14 protein-coding genes and 1 pseudogene are annotated in these 16,838 nt (G+C 71.9%); 9 read left to right on the top strand and 6 right to left on the bottom strand.

The features are described 5' to 3' along the window. Positions 1-24 precede the first annotated feature (24 nt). From EJC51_RS40260 to EJC51_RS40250, 3 genes and pseudogenes are all read right to left on the bottom strand, one after another. Positions 25-921 (bottom strand): annotated as a pseudogene (locus EJC51_RS40260) (NAD(P)/FAD-dependent oxidoreductase); the annotation flags it as partial. Next, positions 918-2,309, bottom strand: coding sequence for an FAD-dependent oxidoreductase (locus EJC51_RS40255; RefSeq protein ID WP_126275597.1), 1,392 nt, complete (start codon positions 2,307-2,309; stop codon positions 918-920). The pseudogene EJC51_RS40260 and the gene EJC51_RS40255, both read right to left, overlap by 4 nt. Next, positions 2,306-3,733 (bottom strand): FGGY family carbohydrate kinase, encoded by a 1,428-nt coding sequence (locus tag EJC51_RS40250; RefSeq protein WP_126275596.1) that lies wholly within the window; start codon positions 3,731-3,733, stop codon positions 2,306-2,308. The genes EJC51_RS40255 and EJC51_RS40250 overlap by 4 nt, the downstream gene beginning before the upstream one ends. 279 nt (positions 3,734-4,012) lie before the next feature. On the opposite strand from EJC51_RS40250, the gene EJC51_RS40245 reads away from it, so the two are divergent. From EJC51_RS40245 to EJC51_RS40235, 3 genes are all read left to right on the top strand, one after another. Beyond that, entirely contained in the window at positions 4,013-4,990 is a 978-nt protein-coding gene (locus EJC51_RS40245) for a hypothetical protein (RefSeq protein WP_126275595.1), read from the top strand. 36 nt (positions 4,991-5,026) lie between these two features. Beyond that, positions 5,027-6,544 (top strand): amino acid permease, encoded by a 1,518-nt coding sequence (locus EJC51_RS40240; protein ID WP_126275594.1) that lies wholly within the window; start codon positions 5,027-5,029, stop codon positions 6,542-6,544. A gap of 157 nt (positions 6,545-6,701) precedes the next feature. Continuing rightward, positions 6,702-7,778 (top strand): mechanosensitive ion channel family protein, encoded by a 1,077-nt coding sequence (locus tag EJC51_RS40235; RefSeq protein WP_126277316.1) that lies wholly within the window; start codon positions 6,702-6,704, stop codon positions 7,776-7,778. A gap of 9 nt (positions 7,779-7,787) precedes the next feature. Here EJC51_RS40235 and EJC51_RS40230 read toward each other — a convergent pair whose 3' ends face one another. Further along, positions 7,788-9,323 (bottom strand): M1 family metallopeptidase, encoded by a 1,536-nt coding sequence (locus tag EJC51_RS40230; protein ID WP_126275593.1) that lies wholly within the window; start codon positions 9,321-9,323, stop codon positions 7,788-7,790. 204 nt (positions 9,324-9,527) lie between these two features. On the opposite strand from EJC51_RS40230, the gene EJC51_RS40225 reads away from it, so the two are divergent. From EJC51_RS40225 to EJC51_RS40200, 6 genes are all read left to right on the top strand, one after another. Further along, entirely contained in the window at positions 9,528-11,750 is a 2,223-nt protein-coding gene (locus tag EJC51_RS40225; RefSeq protein WP_126275592.1) for an NADP-dependent isocitrate dehydrogenase, read from the top strand. 217 nt (positions 11,751-11,967) lie between these two features. Next, positions 11,968-12,831 carry a helix-turn-helix domain-containing protein gene (locus tag EJC51_RS40220; protein WP_126275591.1) on the top strand — a complete coding sequence of 288 codons (864 nt, stop codon included), beginning with the start codon at positions 11,968-11,970 and terminating at the stop codon, positions 12,829-12,831. After that, positions 12,828-13,022, top strand: coding sequence for a DUF397 domain-containing protein (locus tag EJC51_RS40215; RefSeq protein ID WP_126275590.1), 195 nt, complete (start codon positions 12,828-12,830; stop codon positions 13,020-13,022). The genes EJC51_RS40220 and EJC51_RS40215 overlap by 4 nt, the downstream gene beginning before the upstream one ends. A gap of 27 nt (positions 13,023-13,049) precedes the next feature. Continuing rightward, a complete protein-coding gene (locus EJC51_RS40210) occupies positions 13,050-13,613 on the top strand; it encodes a hypothetical protein (protein WP_126275589.1) in 564 nt (187 codons plus the stop codon). A gap of 40 nt (positions 13,614-13,653) precedes the next feature. Beyond that, a complete protein-coding gene (locus tag EJC51_RS40205; protein WP_126275588.1) occupies positions 13,654-14,442 on the top strand; it encodes an N-formylglutamate amidohydrolase in 789 nt (262 codons plus the stop codon). Between the two features lie 58 nt (positions 14,443-14,500). After that, positions 14,501-15,718, top strand: a complete 1,218-nt coding sequence (locus EJC51_RS40200) for a cytochrome P450 (protein WP_126275587.1) — start codon at positions 14,501-14,503, stop codon at positions 15,716-15,718. Between the two features lies 1 nt (position 15,719). Here the strand turns inward: EJC51_RS40200 and EJC51_RS40195 are convergent, their stop codons facing one another. Further along, on the bottom strand, positions 15,720-16,196 hold the full coding sequence (locus tag EJC51_RS40195; RefSeq protein WP_126277315.1) for a hypothetical protein: 477 nt from the start codon (positions 16,194-16,196) through the stop codon (positions 15,720-15,722). Positions 16,197-16,204: 8 nt separating this feature from the next. Beyond that, positions 16,205-16,780 (bottom strand): RNA polymerase sigma factor, encoded by a 576-nt coding sequence (locus EJC51_RS40190; RefSeq protein WP_126275586.1) that lies wholly within the window; start codon positions 16,778-16,780, stop codon positions 16,205-16,207. Positions 16,781-16,838: the final 58 nt, after the last annotated feature.

Here is a 16,838-nt window from a genome sequence, read left to right as displayed (position 1 = left end):
GCCGACCTGGACACCCGAAGGACGCATGACCGCGGCGGCGGCCCGGGCACCCGAGCGGGCGGCCCTGGCCGCCCGCTCCCCCGGGTGCGTCAGGCCTCCGGCGGCGAACACCCCGGGCCGTGACGTCGTCCCGGCGTCGACGGTCAGCCCGCCCCGCCGCACCAACTCGTTCTCGGGCACGAAGTCACCGGTGAACACGACGGTGTCACAGGCGAGTTCGGCCGTACGGCCGTCCCGGCGCCGGACGCGGACGCCCGACAGGCGTCCGTGGCCGAGGAGTTCGGCGACGACGGTCCCGGTGAGGAGCGGGACCCGGCGACGGAGGCGGGCGTCCTGGGCACGGACGAGGGACGCCTGGGCACGCTCGGCCTCGGTGACCAGGGCGACGACCTCCGCTCCCGCCGCGCGTACGGTGTCGGCGGCCCGGTACGACACCGGCTCCGCGCCCACGATCACCGCACGGGTGCCGATCCGCTGCCCGAACAGATGCACCGCCTGCTGGAGTTCACCGGTGGTGTAGACGCCGGCGGGGCGGGTCCCCGGTACCAGGCGGGCGGCGCGGGGGCGTTCGCGGGCGCCGGTGGCGAGAATGATCGCGCGGGCCTCGATCGCCTCCGCGCCGCCCGGGCCGACGGTGCGCAGCGCGAGGGGGCCCGCCCAGTCGAGGGCGCTCACGCCGGTCCGTACGACCGCCCCGGCGCTCAGTGCGGTCTCGACGAGCCGTCGGGCGTACGCCCGACCGGTCAGGGGACGCCGCCAGGAGCCGAAGCCGCCGTGCGCGCAGTGCCGTGGCACTCCCCCGGCCCGCTGCTCCCGCTCCAGTACCTCGACCCGTCCGGCGCCGGAGGCGGCGAGTCGGGCGGCGGCGGTGAGCCCGGCGGGGCCCGCGCCGACGACGAGGACGTCGACCCGCCGCGTCACCCGCGGGCCTCCTCGAACAGCTGTCGCACCGCGGCCCCGCAGTAGAACCCCTGACAACGCCCACCCCGCGCCCTGGTCCGGCGCCGGAGTCCGTCGAGGCTGCCCGGCGGGACGGTACTGGCGAGGGCGTCACGGATCTCGCCCCTCGACACGCGTTCGCAGTGGCAGACGAGGGTGCCGTACTCCGGGTCGGCGGCGATGAGGTCGGGACGTTGGTACGGGCGCGGGAACGCCTCGCCCAGGTTGGGCACGCGCACCGGCTCCAACGCGCGTGACGGCCCCAACTCCAGTCCGTTCGCTCGCAGTTGGCCGACCACGTACTCGGCGATGGCGAGCGACGCCGTCAGCCCGGTCGAGCGGATGCCGCCCACCGTGAGGTACGCCTGCTCGGGGTGGGCCGTGATGCGGTAGTCGTCGTGCTCGGTGGCGGCCCGCAGGCCGGCGTAGACGGCGGTGACCTCCTCGTCGAGCAGCTCGGGCAGGATGCGGCGGCCCTGTTCGCGCAGGCGTGTCAGGCCGTCGGCGGTCGACTGGGTGGCCCGTTTGTCGTCGAGGTCCTCGGCGGTGGGGCCGAGCAGGACGTTGCCGTACACGGTGGGCGCGACCAGGACGCCCTTGCCGAGTGCGGTCGGGACGGGCAGCAGGATGTGCCGGACGAGGGCGCGGGCGAACTTGTCGAAGACGACGAGCTGGCCGCGGCGCGGGGTGACGGTGAAGTCGTGGTGGCCGAGGTCGCGGTCGAGGGTGTCGGCGTGCAGGCCGGCCGCGTTGATGACCCAACGGGTGCGCAGGTCTCCCCGTTCGGTCGACAGCAGCCCCTGACTCACCTTCTCCACACGGCAGTTGAGGTGCAGGTCCACGCCGTGCCGGACGGCCTGGGTGGCGTACGCCAGGGTCGTCGTCCAGGCGCAGATGATGCTCTCGCCGGGGACGTGGAGGGCGCCGAGCGCGCCGGGGCCGAGGTGCGACTCGCGGTCGTACAGTTCGGCCGGTCCCAGCAGGCGGGTCTCTGTGCAGTCGTTGCGTGCGGCCTTCTCGGCGAGGCGGGGCAGTTCGGCGCGTTGTGCCTCGTCCCAGGCGACGAGCAGGGCGCCGACCGGTTCGACGGGGATGCCCGACTCGGCGGCGTACTCGGCGAGTCGGCGGGAGCCCTCGCGGACCAGCCGGGCCTCCAGGGAGCCGGGGACGGCGTCGAAGCCGGTGTGGAGGATGGCGGTGTTGGCCTTGGAGCTGGCCTGGCCGACGTCGTCCTGCGCCTCGACGACGGCTGTGCGCAGCCGGGGATGGCGGGCCAGTTCACGGGCGAGGGCGCTGCCGACGACTCCGGCACCGATGACGATCACGTCGTACGGCGTGCCGGGCAGGGGTCCGTGGGTGGTGACCGTCATGCGGGGGTCCGGTCGAGGAGGGCGGTGACCTCGGCGCGGAAGCGGGCGCGGCGGTCGGCGGCCTCGTCGGCGGTGATCCGCGGCTCGTGGACGGCGGCCGGTTTCCAGTCCGGCAGGGCCGTGGCGGCCGTGCGGCCGGGCTCCGCGCCGAGGCGGGCGAGGGCGGCGACGCCGAGGGCGGTGGCGTCGGGCAGGGCGGACACCTCGACGGGGCGTTGCAGCAGGTCGGCCTGGGTCTGCATGAGCAGGGCGGAGCGGGTCAGGCCGCCGTCGACGCGCAGGGTCTCCAGCGGGGACTCCAGGGCGTCCACGAGCTCGGCGACCTGCGCGGCGATCCCCTCGCACAGCGCCCGCACCAGATGGCCCGCGGTCGTGTCGAGGCCGAGCCCCGTCAGCGAGCCGCGCAGGTCACCGCGCCACCAGGGGGCGGCGAGGCCGGCCAGCGCGGGCACGAAGGTGACCCCGCCGCTGTCGGGCACGGAGCCGCCCACCGCGTCGAGGTCCGCGGCGCCCTTGATGACGCCGAGGTCGCTGAGCCAGCGCACGGCGGACGCGGCCGTGTACACCTGGCCGTCGAGGCAGTAGCTGGTCCGGCCGGCGAGGTTCCAGGCGACGCAGCTGACCAGTCCCGAGCTGCCGCGTCTGGGGGTGTCGCCGGTGTGGGCGAGCAGGAACGCGCCGGTGCCGTAGGTGCATTTGGCGGCGCCGGGCGCGGTGACGCGCTGGGCGAGGAGGGCCGCCTGCTGGTCCACGGCCAGTCCGGTGACCGGGATCTCCTGACCGAACTCCTGTGCCGTGCCGACCGGTTGGGCGTTGCCGACGATCCTCGGCAGTCGTTCGCCGGTGAGTCCGTACAGGTCGAGGGCGCGGGGTGACCACTGTGCGCGGTCCAGGTCGAGGAGTTGGGTGCGGCTCGCGGTCGCCGCGTCGGTGACGTAGGCGCCGGTGAGGCGGTGGACGAGCCAGGCGTCGGTGGTGGTGACGACGCCCTCGCGGGTCAGGTGACGGCGGATCCACGCCATCTTGGGGGCGGCGAAGTACGGGTCGAGCGGCAGGCCGGTCAGTGCGCGCAACTCGTCGGCGTGCGGGGCGAGTTCCGCGCAGACGCTCTCGGCGCGGCGGTCCTGCCAGACGAGGGCCGTGGTGAGCGGGCGGCCGGTGGCGGGGTCCCAGGCGAGTACGGTCTCGCCCTGGTTGGCCAGACCGAGCGCCACCACGGGTTCGCGGGCCTCGGCGAGGGCGCGCCGGCCCGCCTCGACGACGGACGCGTACAGCTCCTCGGGGTCCACCTCGACGAGACCGCCGGACAGGTACCGCGGGCGCACCTCGGCGAACCCGGTCCCGATCACTCCGCGTTCGGGGCAGACGACGAGCGCCTTGGTGCCGGACGTGCCCTGGTCGACGGCCAACACCGGACCGGTCATCGAGCCCCTCCCTCGGCGATCACCACGGCGCCAGCCTGCCGCCGCCCGCCGCACCGCGTCAAGCGACCTCAGCCGTCGGTGAATCTTCAACCACCGTGACCCTCAACTCCCTTTCAGATCAACGGAGTTCGAAGAGATCGGGAAACCGGAGGAGATGCGGAACCACCGCCTCTATAGTGGCCGCCGACCGGCACGAGCTCCTCGACCGCCGCCCGGAGGAGGGCTGTTGTTACTCCACCCTGCCGTCCCGCCCCGTCCGCCGACCGGGACGGACGGCTGATGGCCAGAGAAGGAGCACGCCCCGGCTACGACCCCGCCGGCCACGACGCCGCCCTGCGGGCCACCCTCCAGGAGGTGCGCACCGGACGCTGGATGTCGATGCGCCGGCTGCTCGGCGAGACGACGGCCTGGTGGCAGTGGACGCAACGCACCCAGGTCCTCGCCGCGGCCGCCGCGGGCACCGACGTGGTGCGGACCTGGCTGGCGGAGGAGCCGTACAGCGTCCCGGGCACGGTCATGCGGGCCAGGGTCGCCGTCGAGCGGGCGTTGCGCGCCCACCGCGAGCAGCACGCCCGGACCCTCGACCTGTGGCGGGAGGCCTGGCAGGCGAGCCACACGGCGACCCAGGCGGCACCCCAGGACCCGGTCCCGTGGGTGTGCCTGCTGGCGCTGGCCCGGCTCGACCGGGAGCGGCGCTGGGAGGAGCACCGGCTGGCACCGCCCGGGCCGATGCTGCCGCCGGGGCCGTGGGGCCTGCTGGCGGAGGCCGATAAGCGGGACCCGTACAACCGCGAGGCCCACCACCGGATGCTCCAGTTCCTCTACGAGCACGGCACCTCGGGCCGGCTCGCGGAGGCGGTCGGCTACGCCCACTGGGCCGCCGACACCGCGCCGCCGGGCTCGGCGCTGCACGTCCTGCCGCTGTACGTCCGGGTCGAACGCTACCGGCGCTCCGGCGGCCGCGACGCCGCGCTCGACCTGCACTGGGTCGCCGAGGACGCCACCCGGGAGGCACAGCGGGCGCGGTACGCCTGGTTCGAGCAGACCTTCGAAGCCGAGCGCTCCCCGCTGGACCTGAACCATCTCGCGCACGCCCTGTGGGGCGCGCTCCAATTCCCGGAGGCGGCCCGGGTGTTCGACGCGCTCGGCCCGTACTGGACGCCCCTGCCCTGGGCGTACCGCAGCCCCGAACCCGGTGACCGCGGGCAGGCCCTGGAGGTGTTCCTCCAGGCCCGGGCGCGCTGCCGCCCCGCGTGACCCCCCACCACCCCGTCCTCTTCCGGAGGTTTCCGCATGTCCCGTACCAGCAACGGTCCGTCGACACCGCACGACGAGGAACAACGCCTGCGGGAACTCGGCTACCGGCCCGTCCTCGCCCGCCGCATGGGCGGCTTCGGCAACTTCGCGATCAGCTTCTCGGTGATCTCGATCCTGTCCGGCTGCATGACCCTGTACGGCTTCGGCCTCGGCGCGGGCGGCCCCGCGGTGATGCTGTGGGGCTGGGCGGGCGTCGGCCTGTTCGTGCTCTGCGTGGGCCTCGCGCTCGCCGAGGTCACCAGCGCCTATCCGACCTCCGGCGCCCTGTACTACATGGCCGACCGGCTCGGCGGGCGCCGCTGGGGCTGGTACACCGGCTGGCTCAACCTGCTGGGCCTGCTGGGCGCGATCGCCGGCATCGACTACGGGGCGGCCCTGTTCACCGGGGCGTTCATGAACCTCCAGTGGGGCTTCGAGCCGACACCGGAGAAGACGATGCTGATCTTCGTGGTGATCCTGCTGCTGCACGCCGTGCTGAACCTGTTCGGTGTCCGGCTGGTCAGCCTGCTCAACTCCGTCAGCGTCTGGTGGCACCTGGCCGGTGTCGCCCTGATCGTCGGCGCGTTGGCGATCGTGCCCGACCACCACCAGTCGCCGTCCTTCGTCTTCACCGAGTTCGTCAACGACACCGGCTGGTCAAGTCCCTTGTACGTGGCGGCGATCGGCCTCCTGCTCGCCCAGTACACCTTCTCCGGCTACGACGCCTCGGCCCATCTGTCCGAGGAGACCTCCAACGCGTCGGTGTCGGCCGCGCGCGGCATCGTGCGCTCCATCTGGGTCTCCTGGATCGCCGGCTTCGTCCTGCTCATGGGGCTGACCTTCGCCATCCAGGACTACGACGCCACGCGGGCCACCGACACCGGGGTGCCGCCCGCGCAGATCCTCCTCGACGGCCTCGGCACGGACGGGGCGAGCGCGCTGCTCGTCGTGGTCATCGTCGCCCAGCTGTTCTGCGGCAACGCCGAGGTGGCCGCCGCCAGCCGCATGGTGTTCGCGTTCAGCCGGGACGGGGCGCTGCCGGGCTCCGGGCTGTGGCGCAAGGTCAGCGCCCGCACCCAGACACCGGTCGCGGCGGTGTGGCTGTCGGTGGTGGTCGCGGGTCTGCTCGCGCTGCCCTCCCTGTACTCGGCGACGGCGTACGGCGCGGTGACCGCCATCAACGTCATCGGCATCACCCCGGCGTACGCCATTCCCGTGCTGCTGCGGCTGCGCGCCGGGGACCGTTTTCAGCCGGGTCCGTGGAGCCTCGGCAGGTGGAGCAGGCCGATCGGCTGGACGGCGGTGACGTGGGTGGCGTTCGTGACGGTCCTGTTCTGCCTGCCGCAGTCCTCGCCGGTGACGGTCGACACGATGAACTACGCGTCCGTCGCCCTGGCCGTCGTACTGATCCTGGCCACGGTGTGGTGGTACGCCGCCCGTCGTTCGTACGGAACTCCCACCACCGCCGCCTACTCCGACCAGGAACAGGCCGAACTGGCCGAGGGCATCGTCTGAAACCCCGCCGTCCGGCCCCGCACCGGCTACGAACTCCTGTGCCCGATACGGCAGGATGAGCGGTCGCGTCGACCACGGAACCCGCGCGGTCGGCGCGAGCGCACATCCAGCAACTCGAACAGGTGGCAACGTGACGGCATTTCAACGGGATCTCACCATGGACGACCTGGTCGTCGCCGGAATCCCCGTGGTCGCGGGCTTGGTGGCGGCGTTCCTGCTGCGCATGGTGCTCAAGTGGCTCGGCAAGCACGCCGACCGCACCAAGTGGACCGGTGACGACGTCATCGTGGCCGCGCTGCGGACGGTGGTGCCCTGGGGTGCGATCGTCGGCGGGATCGCCATCGCGGCGGCCGCGCTGCCGCTGCGGTCCGGGTTCCAGCGCAACACCAACAACGTGCTGACCGTAGTGATGATCTTCGTGGTCACGGTCGCGGCGGCCCGGCTGGTGGCCGGTCTGGTGCGGACGGTCACGCAGTCCCGCTCCGGGGTCGCCGGCTCGGCCACGATCTTCGTGAACATCACCCGGGTGCTGGTCCTGGCCATCGGCTTCCTGGTGGTGCTCCAGACGCTGGGCATCTCGATAGCGCCGATGCTCACCGCCCTCGGCGTCGGCGGTCTGGCGGTCGCCCTCGCCCTCCAGGACACCCTCGCCAACCTCTTCGCGGGCATCCACATCCTCGCCTCCAAGACCGTCCAGCCCGGCGACTACATCCGGCTGAGCAGCGGCGAGGAGGGCTATGTCGAGGACATCAACTGGCGTCAGACGACCGTGCGCGCCCTCTCCAACAACCTGGTCGTCATCCCCAACGGCGAGCTCGCCAAGTCGAACATGACCAACTTCATGCGTCCCGAGCAGCAGTTGACGATCCTCGTCCAGGTCGGTGTCGCCTACGACAGTGACCTGGAGCAGGTCGAGCGGGTCACCTGCGAGGTCGTCACCGAGGTGATGACGCAGGTCGAGGGCGCCGTCCCGGAACACGAACCGCTGGTCCGCTTCCACACCTTCGGCGACTCCCGTATCGGCTTCACCGTGATCCTCGGCGTCGGCGAGTTCAGCGACCAGTTCCGCATCAAGCACGAGTTCATCAAGCAACTCCACAAGCGCTACCGCCAGGAGGGCATCCGCATCCCGGCGCCCGCACGGACGGTGGCCCTCCAGCAGGGGTCGGTGACGATCCCGCAGCAGCGGGTCGCCGAAGAGGCGGGCGAGGTCACCGCCGCCCGCCTCGACTGACGCGACGTCTCAGAGCGTGGCCGAGTTGTCGTGGTGGCCGCTCGGCCGGCTCTGCGGGCGGCGCAGGGACGAGGTCACCGGCGTGACCGTCCAGTCAGGGTGGCCGGGCATGCGCGGGGTCTTCGTGCCGTAGAGCCACTCCCGCAGGAAGCCGGACTGGTCCTGGCCGGAGATCTCGGAGGCGACGGCGATGTAGTCGGCGGTCGACGCCGAGGAGTTGCGGAAGCGGTCGAGGAAGGTGCGCTCGATCGAGGCGAACACCGTCTCGCCGACCTGCTGGCGCAGCGCGTACAGGACGAGGACGCCGCCGAGGTAGCGCTGGTTGTCGAAGAGGTTGGCCTCGTTGGGGGCCGCGACCGGGCCGGAGGACTGACGCCACAGGTCGCCCTTGGCGTAGGTGTCCTTCATCCGGGCTTCCATGGTGGTCAGGCCGATCGAGTCGGCCCAGCCGCGCTCGTAGCGGTAGAGCAGCCCGTAGAAGTCGGCGTGGCCCTCGTTGATCCACAGGTCGGCCCAGGTGGCGGGGCTGACACTGTTGCCGAAGTAGGAGTGGACCAGCTCGTGCATCATGTGCGAGCCGATCTTCGGCTCGGCCTGGAGCAGGTAGTTCGGCTTGTAGAGGGTCAGGGTCTGGGTCTCCAGGCCCGTGAAGTCGAAGGCCGTCGAGGAGTCGTTGTTGCACGGCAGCAGGCCGTACGTCTCGAAGGGGTAGGCGCCGAGCCGCTGCTCGATCCAGCTCACCAGGTTCGGGGTGAGGGCGAGCGCGGGCTCCAGGGCCTCGGCGCGGGCGACGGGGACGACGTCCCGCAGCGGCAGGCCGTTCGGGCCCTGCCGGTCCTTGACCACGTAGTCGCCGACCGTGACCTGGACCAGCTCGGTGGCTATCGGCTCCCGGGAGCGGTAGCTGTACGCGGTGCGCCCGTCGCCGAGGTCCTCGGTACCCGTCAGGGAGCCGTTCGCGACGCCCTTCAGGCCTGCCGGGACGGTGAGACGGAAGGTGAAGTCCGCCTTGTCCACCGGGTGGTCGTTGCACGGGAAGACGGTGTGCGCCGAGTTCGGCTGGGGGCAGACCGCGAAGCCGTCCGGGGTGGGCACCCAGGCGGTGTGCGCGAGGGTGCGGCGCGGGTCCGCGGAGTACGTCACGGTGACCGTGGCCCGGCAGCGGGCGGGCAGACAGCGGGCCGGGGTGATCCGCAGCTTCTCCTCCGCCTGCTCGAAGGCGGCGGCCCGTCCGCCCACGGTCACCGTGCGTATGTCCAGGCCGAGCGCGTCCAGGGAGAAGCGGGTCAGGGCCTCGGTGGTGGTGATCCGCAGGGTGACGGTGGCGTCGACGAGCCTGGTCGTGGCGTCGTAGGCGAGGTCCAGGTGGTAGGACGACACGCGGTAGCCGTCGTTGCCGAGGGCCGGGTAGACGGGGTCCCCCAGGGTCTCCGGGCCCGCGACGCCGCTCCTGGCGGCGGCCTGCGCCGGGGCTCCCCCGATGGTCAGGGCCGCGGCGGTACCGATCAGGGCGGCGGGTGCCGTCACTCTGGTGCGATATCTCATGGTCCGCTTTCGCTCGGGCGGCCGGGTGGTCGGTCCGGCCGCCGAATGGGTGTGATCACCCTCCATCACTCAAGATCGGGCGTTCGGGTTGCATGAGAAGGCACACGAAATCCGACAGCGCGTGCGAGGACCCCTGTCGAGCCGGGCTCGGTCACGAGATATCTTGATGTCGAGCAATGTTGCAGACGTGGAGCGGAGCACCCGGTGACTGACTCGACCATCATCTATACGCACACTGACGAGGCCCCGGCCCTGGCGACGTATTCCTTCCTGCCGGTGGTCCAGGCGTACGCCTCGCAGGCGGGTGTCGCCGTGGAGACGCGGGACATCTCGCTGGCCGGCCGCATCATCGCGGTGTTCCCGGAGTACCTGACCGAGGACCAGCGCATCCCGGACGCCCTGCACGAGCTGGGCGAGCTGGCGAAGACGCCCGAGGCCAACATCATCAAGCTGCCGAACATCTCGGCCTCGATCCCGCAGCTGAAGGCCGCGATCGCCGAGTTGCAGGCGCAGGGCTACGCGCTGCCGGCCTACCCGGACGACCCGAAGACCGACGAGGAGCGGGACATCCAGGCCCGCTACGACAAGATCAAGGGTTCCGCCGTGAACCCGGTCCTGCGTGAGGGCAACTCCGACCGCCGCGCCCCCGCCTCGGTCAAGAACTACGCCAAGACGCACCCGCACCGCATGGGCGCCTGGTCCTCGGACTCCAAGACCAACGTCGCGACCATGGGGCAGAACGACTTCCGCTCCACCGAGAAGTCCGTCGTGATCTCCGAGGCCGGCTCGCTGCGGATCGAGCTGGTCGCCGAGGACGGCGCCACCACGGTGCTGCGCGAGTCCGTACCGGTCCTGGAGGGCGAGGTCGTCGACGCGTCCGTGCTGCACGTGGCCGCGCTGCGCGAGTTCCTCACCGCGCAGATCGCCGAGGCCAAGGCCCAGGGCGTGCTGTTCTCCGTGCACCTGAAGGCCACGATGATGAAGGTCTCCGACCCGATCATCTTCGGTCACGTGGTGCGCGCGTTCTTCCCGAAGACGTTCGCGAAGTACGGCGAGGTCCTCGCCGGCGCCGGTCTGTCCCCGAACGACGGTCTGGGCGGCATCTACAAGGGCCTGGAGACGCTCCCGCACTTCGGCGAGGAGATCAAGGCCTCCTTCGACGCCGAGCTCGCCGAGGGCCCGGCCCTGGCGATGGTCGACTCCGACAAGGGCATCACCAACCTGCACGTGCCGTCCGACGTCATCGTCGACGCCTCGATGCCGGCCATGATCCGCACCTCCGGCCACATGTGGGGCCCGGACGGCCAGGAGGCCGACACCCTCGCGGTGCTCCCGGACTCCTCGTACGCCGGTGTCTACCAGGCCGTGATCGAGGACTGCCGCGCGCACGGCGCCTACGACCCGTCGACCATGGGCTCCGTCCCGAACGTCGGCCTCATGGCGCAGAAGGCCGAGGAGTACGGCTCGCACGACAAGACCTTCGAGATCAAGGCGGCCGGTACGGTCCGTCTGGTCGACCAGGCCGGCAACGTGCTCATCGAGCAGCCGGTCGCCGAGGGCGACATCTTCCGCGCCTGCCAGACCAAGGACGCGCCGATCAAGGACTGGGTGAAGCTGGCCGTCACCCGCGCCCGCGCCACCGGCGACCCGGCCGTGTTCTGGCTGGACGAGACCCGCGCGCACGACGCCAACCTGATCGCCAAGGTCAACGCGTACCTGCCGGAGCACGACACCGAGGGCCTGGACATCCGCATCCTCGCCCCGGTCGAGGCCACCAAGCTCTCCGTCGAGCGCATCCGCCGCGGCGAGAACACCATCTCCGTCACCGGCAACGTGCTCCGCGACTACCTGACCGACCTCTTCCCGATCCTGGAGCTGGGCACCAGCGCCAAGATGCTGTCGGTCGTCCCGCTGATGGCGGGCGGCGGCCTGTTCGAGACCGGCGCCGGCGGCTCCGCGCCGAAGCACGTCCAGCAGCTGGTCAAGGAGAACTACCTGCGCTGGGACTCCCTCGGCGAGTTCTTCGCGCTGGTCCCGTCCCTGGAGCAGTACGCGACGGCCACGAACAACCCCAAGGCCAAGGTCCTCGCCGACACCCTGGACCGCGCCACGGCGACCTTCCTCAACGAGGACAAGTCCCCGACCCGTCGCGTCGGCGGCATCGACAACCGCGGCAGCCACTTCTTCCTGTCCCTGTACTGGGCGCAGGAGCTGGCGGCCCAGACCGACGACGCCGACCTGGCGAAGGCCTTCGCGCCGCTCGCCGAGACGCTCGCCGCCAACGAGCAGAAGATCGTCGACGAGCTGAACGCCGTCCAGGGCCGGCCGGCCGACATCGGCGGCTACTACCAGCCCGACCCGGCGAAGGCCGCGGCGGTCATGCGCCCGTCCACCACGTGGAACGAGGCGCTGGCGTCCCTGAGCTGACGCACCCCCGCTGAACGACGTCCGCCCCGGTCGGCAGCTGCCCGGCCGGGGCGGACGTCTGTCCGTGGAGGCCCGCCCGTACGGCCAAGAGACTTCCGGTACGCAATTGCGTGCGCCACATGTCTCGACTCAACTCCTCGCGGGTACAAGTACGTTCAGTGCGAGGCACAATTGCGTCGAGCAATACTCCGCGGCGCCGATTGCGAGGGGTGAGGCGATGGCCACGGCAGGGGGGCCCACGGTACGACGGCGTCAACTCGGCGCGGAGCTGCGGCGCTTGCGAGAACAGGCGGGCAGGCGGATCGAGGATGCCGCCACCCACCTGGAGTGCTCGATGTCGAAGATCAGCCGGGTGGAGACGGGCCAGGCGCCGATCAAGGCCCGGGACGTGCGCGACCTGCTGGAGTGGTACGGGATCGCCGACCCGCAGCGCATCGAGACCGTGATGCAGATCCACAAGGACGCGCAGCAGCAGGGCTGGTGGGCCCACTACGGCGACGTGCTGCCCTCGGGCATGGCCACCTACGCGGGCCTGGAGGCCGACGCCCAGGTCCTGAGGTCCTACGAGTCGATGGTGGTGCACGGCCTGCTCCAGACCGAGGACTACGCGCATGCGGTGATCGCCGCGTTCCAGCCCAACCGGCCCGACGAGACGGACCAGTTGGTGCGCTTCCGCAAGGAGCGTCAGGCGCTGCTCACCCGGCAGCCCGACCCGCTGGAGCTGTGGGTGGTGATGGAGGAGAGCGCGCTGCGCCGGCCCGTCGGCGGCAAGGAGGTCATGACCGCCCAGCTGCGCCACCTCGCGGAGGTCACCGCCCTGCCCAACGTCACCCTCCAGATCATGCCGACGTCCAAGGGCGCCCACGCGGCCCTGTCCGGCGCCTTCTCCCTCCTGGAATTCGAACCGCACACCCCCACGGTCGTCTACGTCAACTCCATGGCAGGCAACGTCTATCTGGAGAAGGAACGCGACGTCCGCTCCTTCATCCAGACCTTCGACCTGCTCCGGGCCGCGGCTCCGGACCCGCAGGAAGCGGCCGTCCTCCTGGAACAGATCACAAGGGAGATGCAGGACTCATGAACCCGCACGCCATATGGCACAAGAGCAGCTACAGCGCGGGCAACGGAGCATGCGTCGAGGTCGCCCTCATCGAGGGGGCGGTCGCGGTCCGGGACTCCAAGGACACCGGCCTGCCGGTGCTGGCCTTCACGCCACAGGGGTGGCGCGCGTTTCTCCGAGCGGCCGGCGACGACCGCCCGCACCGAAGCTGACCGACCGACCGGCCAGGGGGGCTGCCCGTGTACGACGTCTTGTCCGCTCAGACCACCGCGTCCGACTCGTTCTACGCGGCGGACACCGTGGTGGCCGCGGCCGGGGTCGTCGCCACCGTCGTCGTCGGCTGGTTCGGGATCTGGGCCGTCCTGCACGTGGCACACCCCCGGCACCGGCTCACCTACACGGTCACCTGCGCCCCGCTGGTCCCGGGCGTCCACGACGGGAGCCTGGTCATCAGCCACAACGGCACCCCGCTGGCCGACCCGCACATGGTCACGGTGGTGCTCACCAACCCCGGGCGGCGGGACATAGCCAGCAGCGCCTTCGACCGCGGCGAGCCGTTCCGCATCCGGCTCGCCGTGCCGTACGCGAAGCTGACGACGACCGCGTCCGAGCCCAGCGACGCCCAGGCGCCACCGGCCCGGGTGCGCGACGCCGAGCTGCGCATAGGCCCCGGGCGCCTCGGTTCCGGGACAACGGTCACCTACCAGGTACTCGTCGACACCGTCCCCACCCACGAATGCCGGCACTCCCTCCTGGACGTCCAGGTCCAGTGCGTCAACGCCTCCTCGCCGAGCATGGTGTGATCGTGCTCCACACCGTCCGCGACGCCCCTGGAGCAGCCGCATGTCCTTCGCCGCATCGCCCTTCGTGCTCCGGACCGGCGCGGCCCGCTCCCCCGTGATCCTGCATGTGCCGCATTCCGCGCGGGGGATACCGGCCGACGTGCGCGCGGGCATCGTGCTGGACGACGCCGCGCTGGAGCGGGAGCTGGACCACATCGTCGACGCGCACACCGCGGAGCTGGCCGAGCGGGCGGCCGGGCTGTCGGCGGTGACGCCGTGGCGGTTCGTGAACCGGCTGTCGCGGCTGGTCGTCGATCCCGAGCGGTTCCCGGACGAGCGGGAGGAGATGCTCGCCGTCGGGATGGGCGCCGTGTACACGCGAACCACCGACCGGAAGGTGCTGCGGCCCGCGGACACCGACCCCGAGCCGCTGCTCGCGCGGTACTTCCGGCCGTACGCGCGGGCCATGACCGAGGCCGTCGCCGAGCGGCTGGCCGCGGCCGGACGGGCCGTGATCGTCGACGTGCACTCCTATCCCAGCGCGGCCCTGCCCTACGAGCTGCATGGCGACGGTCCGCGACCGCCCGTCTGCCTCGGCACGGACGCCTTCCACACGCCGCCGGAGCTGCTCGCCGCGGCGCGGAAGGCCTTCGGGGAGACGGGGGTGGACAGTCCGTTCAGCGGGACGTACGTGCCCCTCGCGTTCTACGGACGTGATCCGCGGGTCTCCGCGCTGATGGTGGAGATCCGGCGGGACACGTACATGACCGAGCCGGGCGGGCCCGCCGGTCCCGGCCTTGAGCGGCTCGCCTCGGCGCTCGCGGCGCTCGTCGACGCCGTGTCCGGCTGACCTCCGGCTGGAGCACTCCCGCGCGACACCCGGCCGTAGCGCGGTGAGGGTGGAGGGCATGACCGAGGAGACCACCACGCTGACCGGCCCTCCCGTACGGGAGTGGCCCGCACTCGACCTGGCCGGGACGGAGTTCGACCCGGTGCTGGCGGAGCTGATGCGGGAGGGGCCGCTGACCCGGATCCGGCTGCCGTTCGGAGTGGGGTGGGCGTGGCTCGCCACCCGCTACGAGGACGTCCGGCAGATCACCAACGATCCGCGGTTCAGCCGCACCGCCGGCATGGACCGCCAAGTCACCCGGCTCGCCCCGCACTTCAGCCCGCAGCCGGGCTCCCCCGCCTGGGCCGACCAGCCCGACCACAACCGGCTGCGCAAGGCCGTGGCCGGAGCGTTCACGGTCAGCGCGATGAAGCGGCTGCGGCCTCGCGCGCAGGAGCTCCTCGACCCGCTGGTGGCGGGGATCGTACGGGACGGTCCGCCCGCCGATCTCGTCGAGCGGGTCCTCGAACCCTTCCCGGTGACCCTGATCTGCGAGGTCATGGGGGTGCCCGCCGCCGACCGGCCCCAGATGCACGCCTGGGCGGCGCAGATCGTCTCCATCAAGGGCGGGGCCGAGGCGTCCGCCGAGGCCAAGAAGGGCATGTTTGGCTGGATCGCGGACACCGTCCGGGCCCGCGCGGACAGTGCCGGCGACGACGTGTACTCGCTGATCGGCGCGGCCCTGCGGCGGGGCGAGATCAGCGAGGCGGAGGCGGTCGGGCTGGCCGCGCCCTTGCAGATCGGCGGCGAGGCGGTCACCCACAACTGCGGCCAGACGCTGTACCTGCTGCTGACGCGCCCCGAGCTGATGGAGCGCATGCGGCACCAGCCCGAGGCGCGGGCGACCGCCCTGGACGAGCTCATGCGCTACGTCCCGCACCGCACGGCGGTCGGGCTCGCCCGGATCGCCCTGGAGGACGTCGAGGTGGGCGGGCAGCTGATCCGCGCGGGCGACCCGGTGTACGTCTCCTATCTGGCCGCCAACCGTGACCCGGACGTCTTCCCCGACCCGGACCGCATCGACCTCGACCGGGACCCCAACCCGCACCTGTCCTTCGGCAACGGCCCGCACTACTGCACGGGCGCGGTGCTGGCGCGGCTCCAGATCGAGCTCATGGTCGGCACGCTCCTGGACCGGTTGCCCGGGCTGCGGCTCGCGGTCCCGGCCGACCAGGTGGCCTGGCGCCGCAAGACGATGATCCGCGGACCGCAGTCCCTGCCCGTCACCTGGGGATGAGTCAGACCGTCAGCCAGTCGGTGACGATCGCCTCGCCGCCGGTCCGCAGCCGCAGTGCGAAGGGGCCGGCGGGCGGTCCGCCGTAGGTGAAGCGCCCCATGGCGTCGGTGGTCAGCGGGGCCCCGGTCTGCGGCCCGCTGAGCACCTCGACCGACGCCTGCTGGGGCGGCAGCACCTGCCCCATCAGGCCCTCCCCCGTGACCTCCACGTCCACGGTGACCTCACCCGCGCGGAAGGTGAGCATCCGCGGCACGTCCGTGGCTCCCCTGACGGGGATGGCGTCCACGACCGAGTCGAAGGTCAGCTCGGCGATCCGGGCGTCGAGGTCATGTAAGGCATAGGCCTCCACGGCGATCTGCCGCAGCTGGGCCGGTACCGGGTCGAGGATGCCGGCGGCCCTGCGGAGCTCCTCCTCCAGCAGGTCCGCGTCGGCGTCCTGACCGTCGTAGGCCTCGTCGAACGTCTCGTCGTCGTCCATCTCGTCCCTCACACCGCCCCCCGTGCCTCGAGTCGGGCCCGCAGCCGGCGCAGACAGCGCTGGCGCAGCGGTCCGATGCTGCCCACCGCGATGCCCAGCGCGGCGGACACCTCCTGGTAGCTCGGCGGCGGCGACGCCATCAGGATGCGCAGCAACTGCCTGCACCGCTCGCCGAGTTCCTCGAACTCCTGCCACAGATGCCGGACGCGCTCGCTCTCCACGGCCGCCTCCTCGGAGTCGAGGAGGGACTGCTCCGGCGTACGGTCCTCGCTGACCCGGTCGAGCAGCTGCGGATCGTCGGTGGGCGTCAGCCGCCTTAAGCTCTTCAGCACCTTCAGGCACTCGTGCCGCGCGGTGCTGGCCAGCCACGCACCCGCCTTCTGCGGTTCACGGATGCGGCCGAGGTGCTGGGCGAAGCGGAACCACACGGTCTGGTACACCTCGTGCGCGTCGGCGTCGCTGAGCCGGTGCGCGCGCACCACGGACCACACCAGCGGGCTCAGCCCTTCCACGAGCGCCTTCCAGGCCGCCGCGTCGCCGTCGACGGCGGACTGGACCAGCGCGCCGACATCTGCTCGGTCCACGTCCCCACCCCTCGTGTACGGCAAGTCATCGTACGCCGTGGAGGGGGCGAGTTCGGCC

The sequence above is a fragment of the Streptomyces aquilus genome, from assembly GCF_003955715.1.
GTDB classification, from domain to species: domain Bacteria; phylum Actinomycetota; class Actinomycetes; order Streptomycetales; family Streptomycetaceae; genus Streptomyces; species Streptomyces aquilus.
This window is presented reverse-complemented; position numbering and strand designations above follow the sequence as displayed.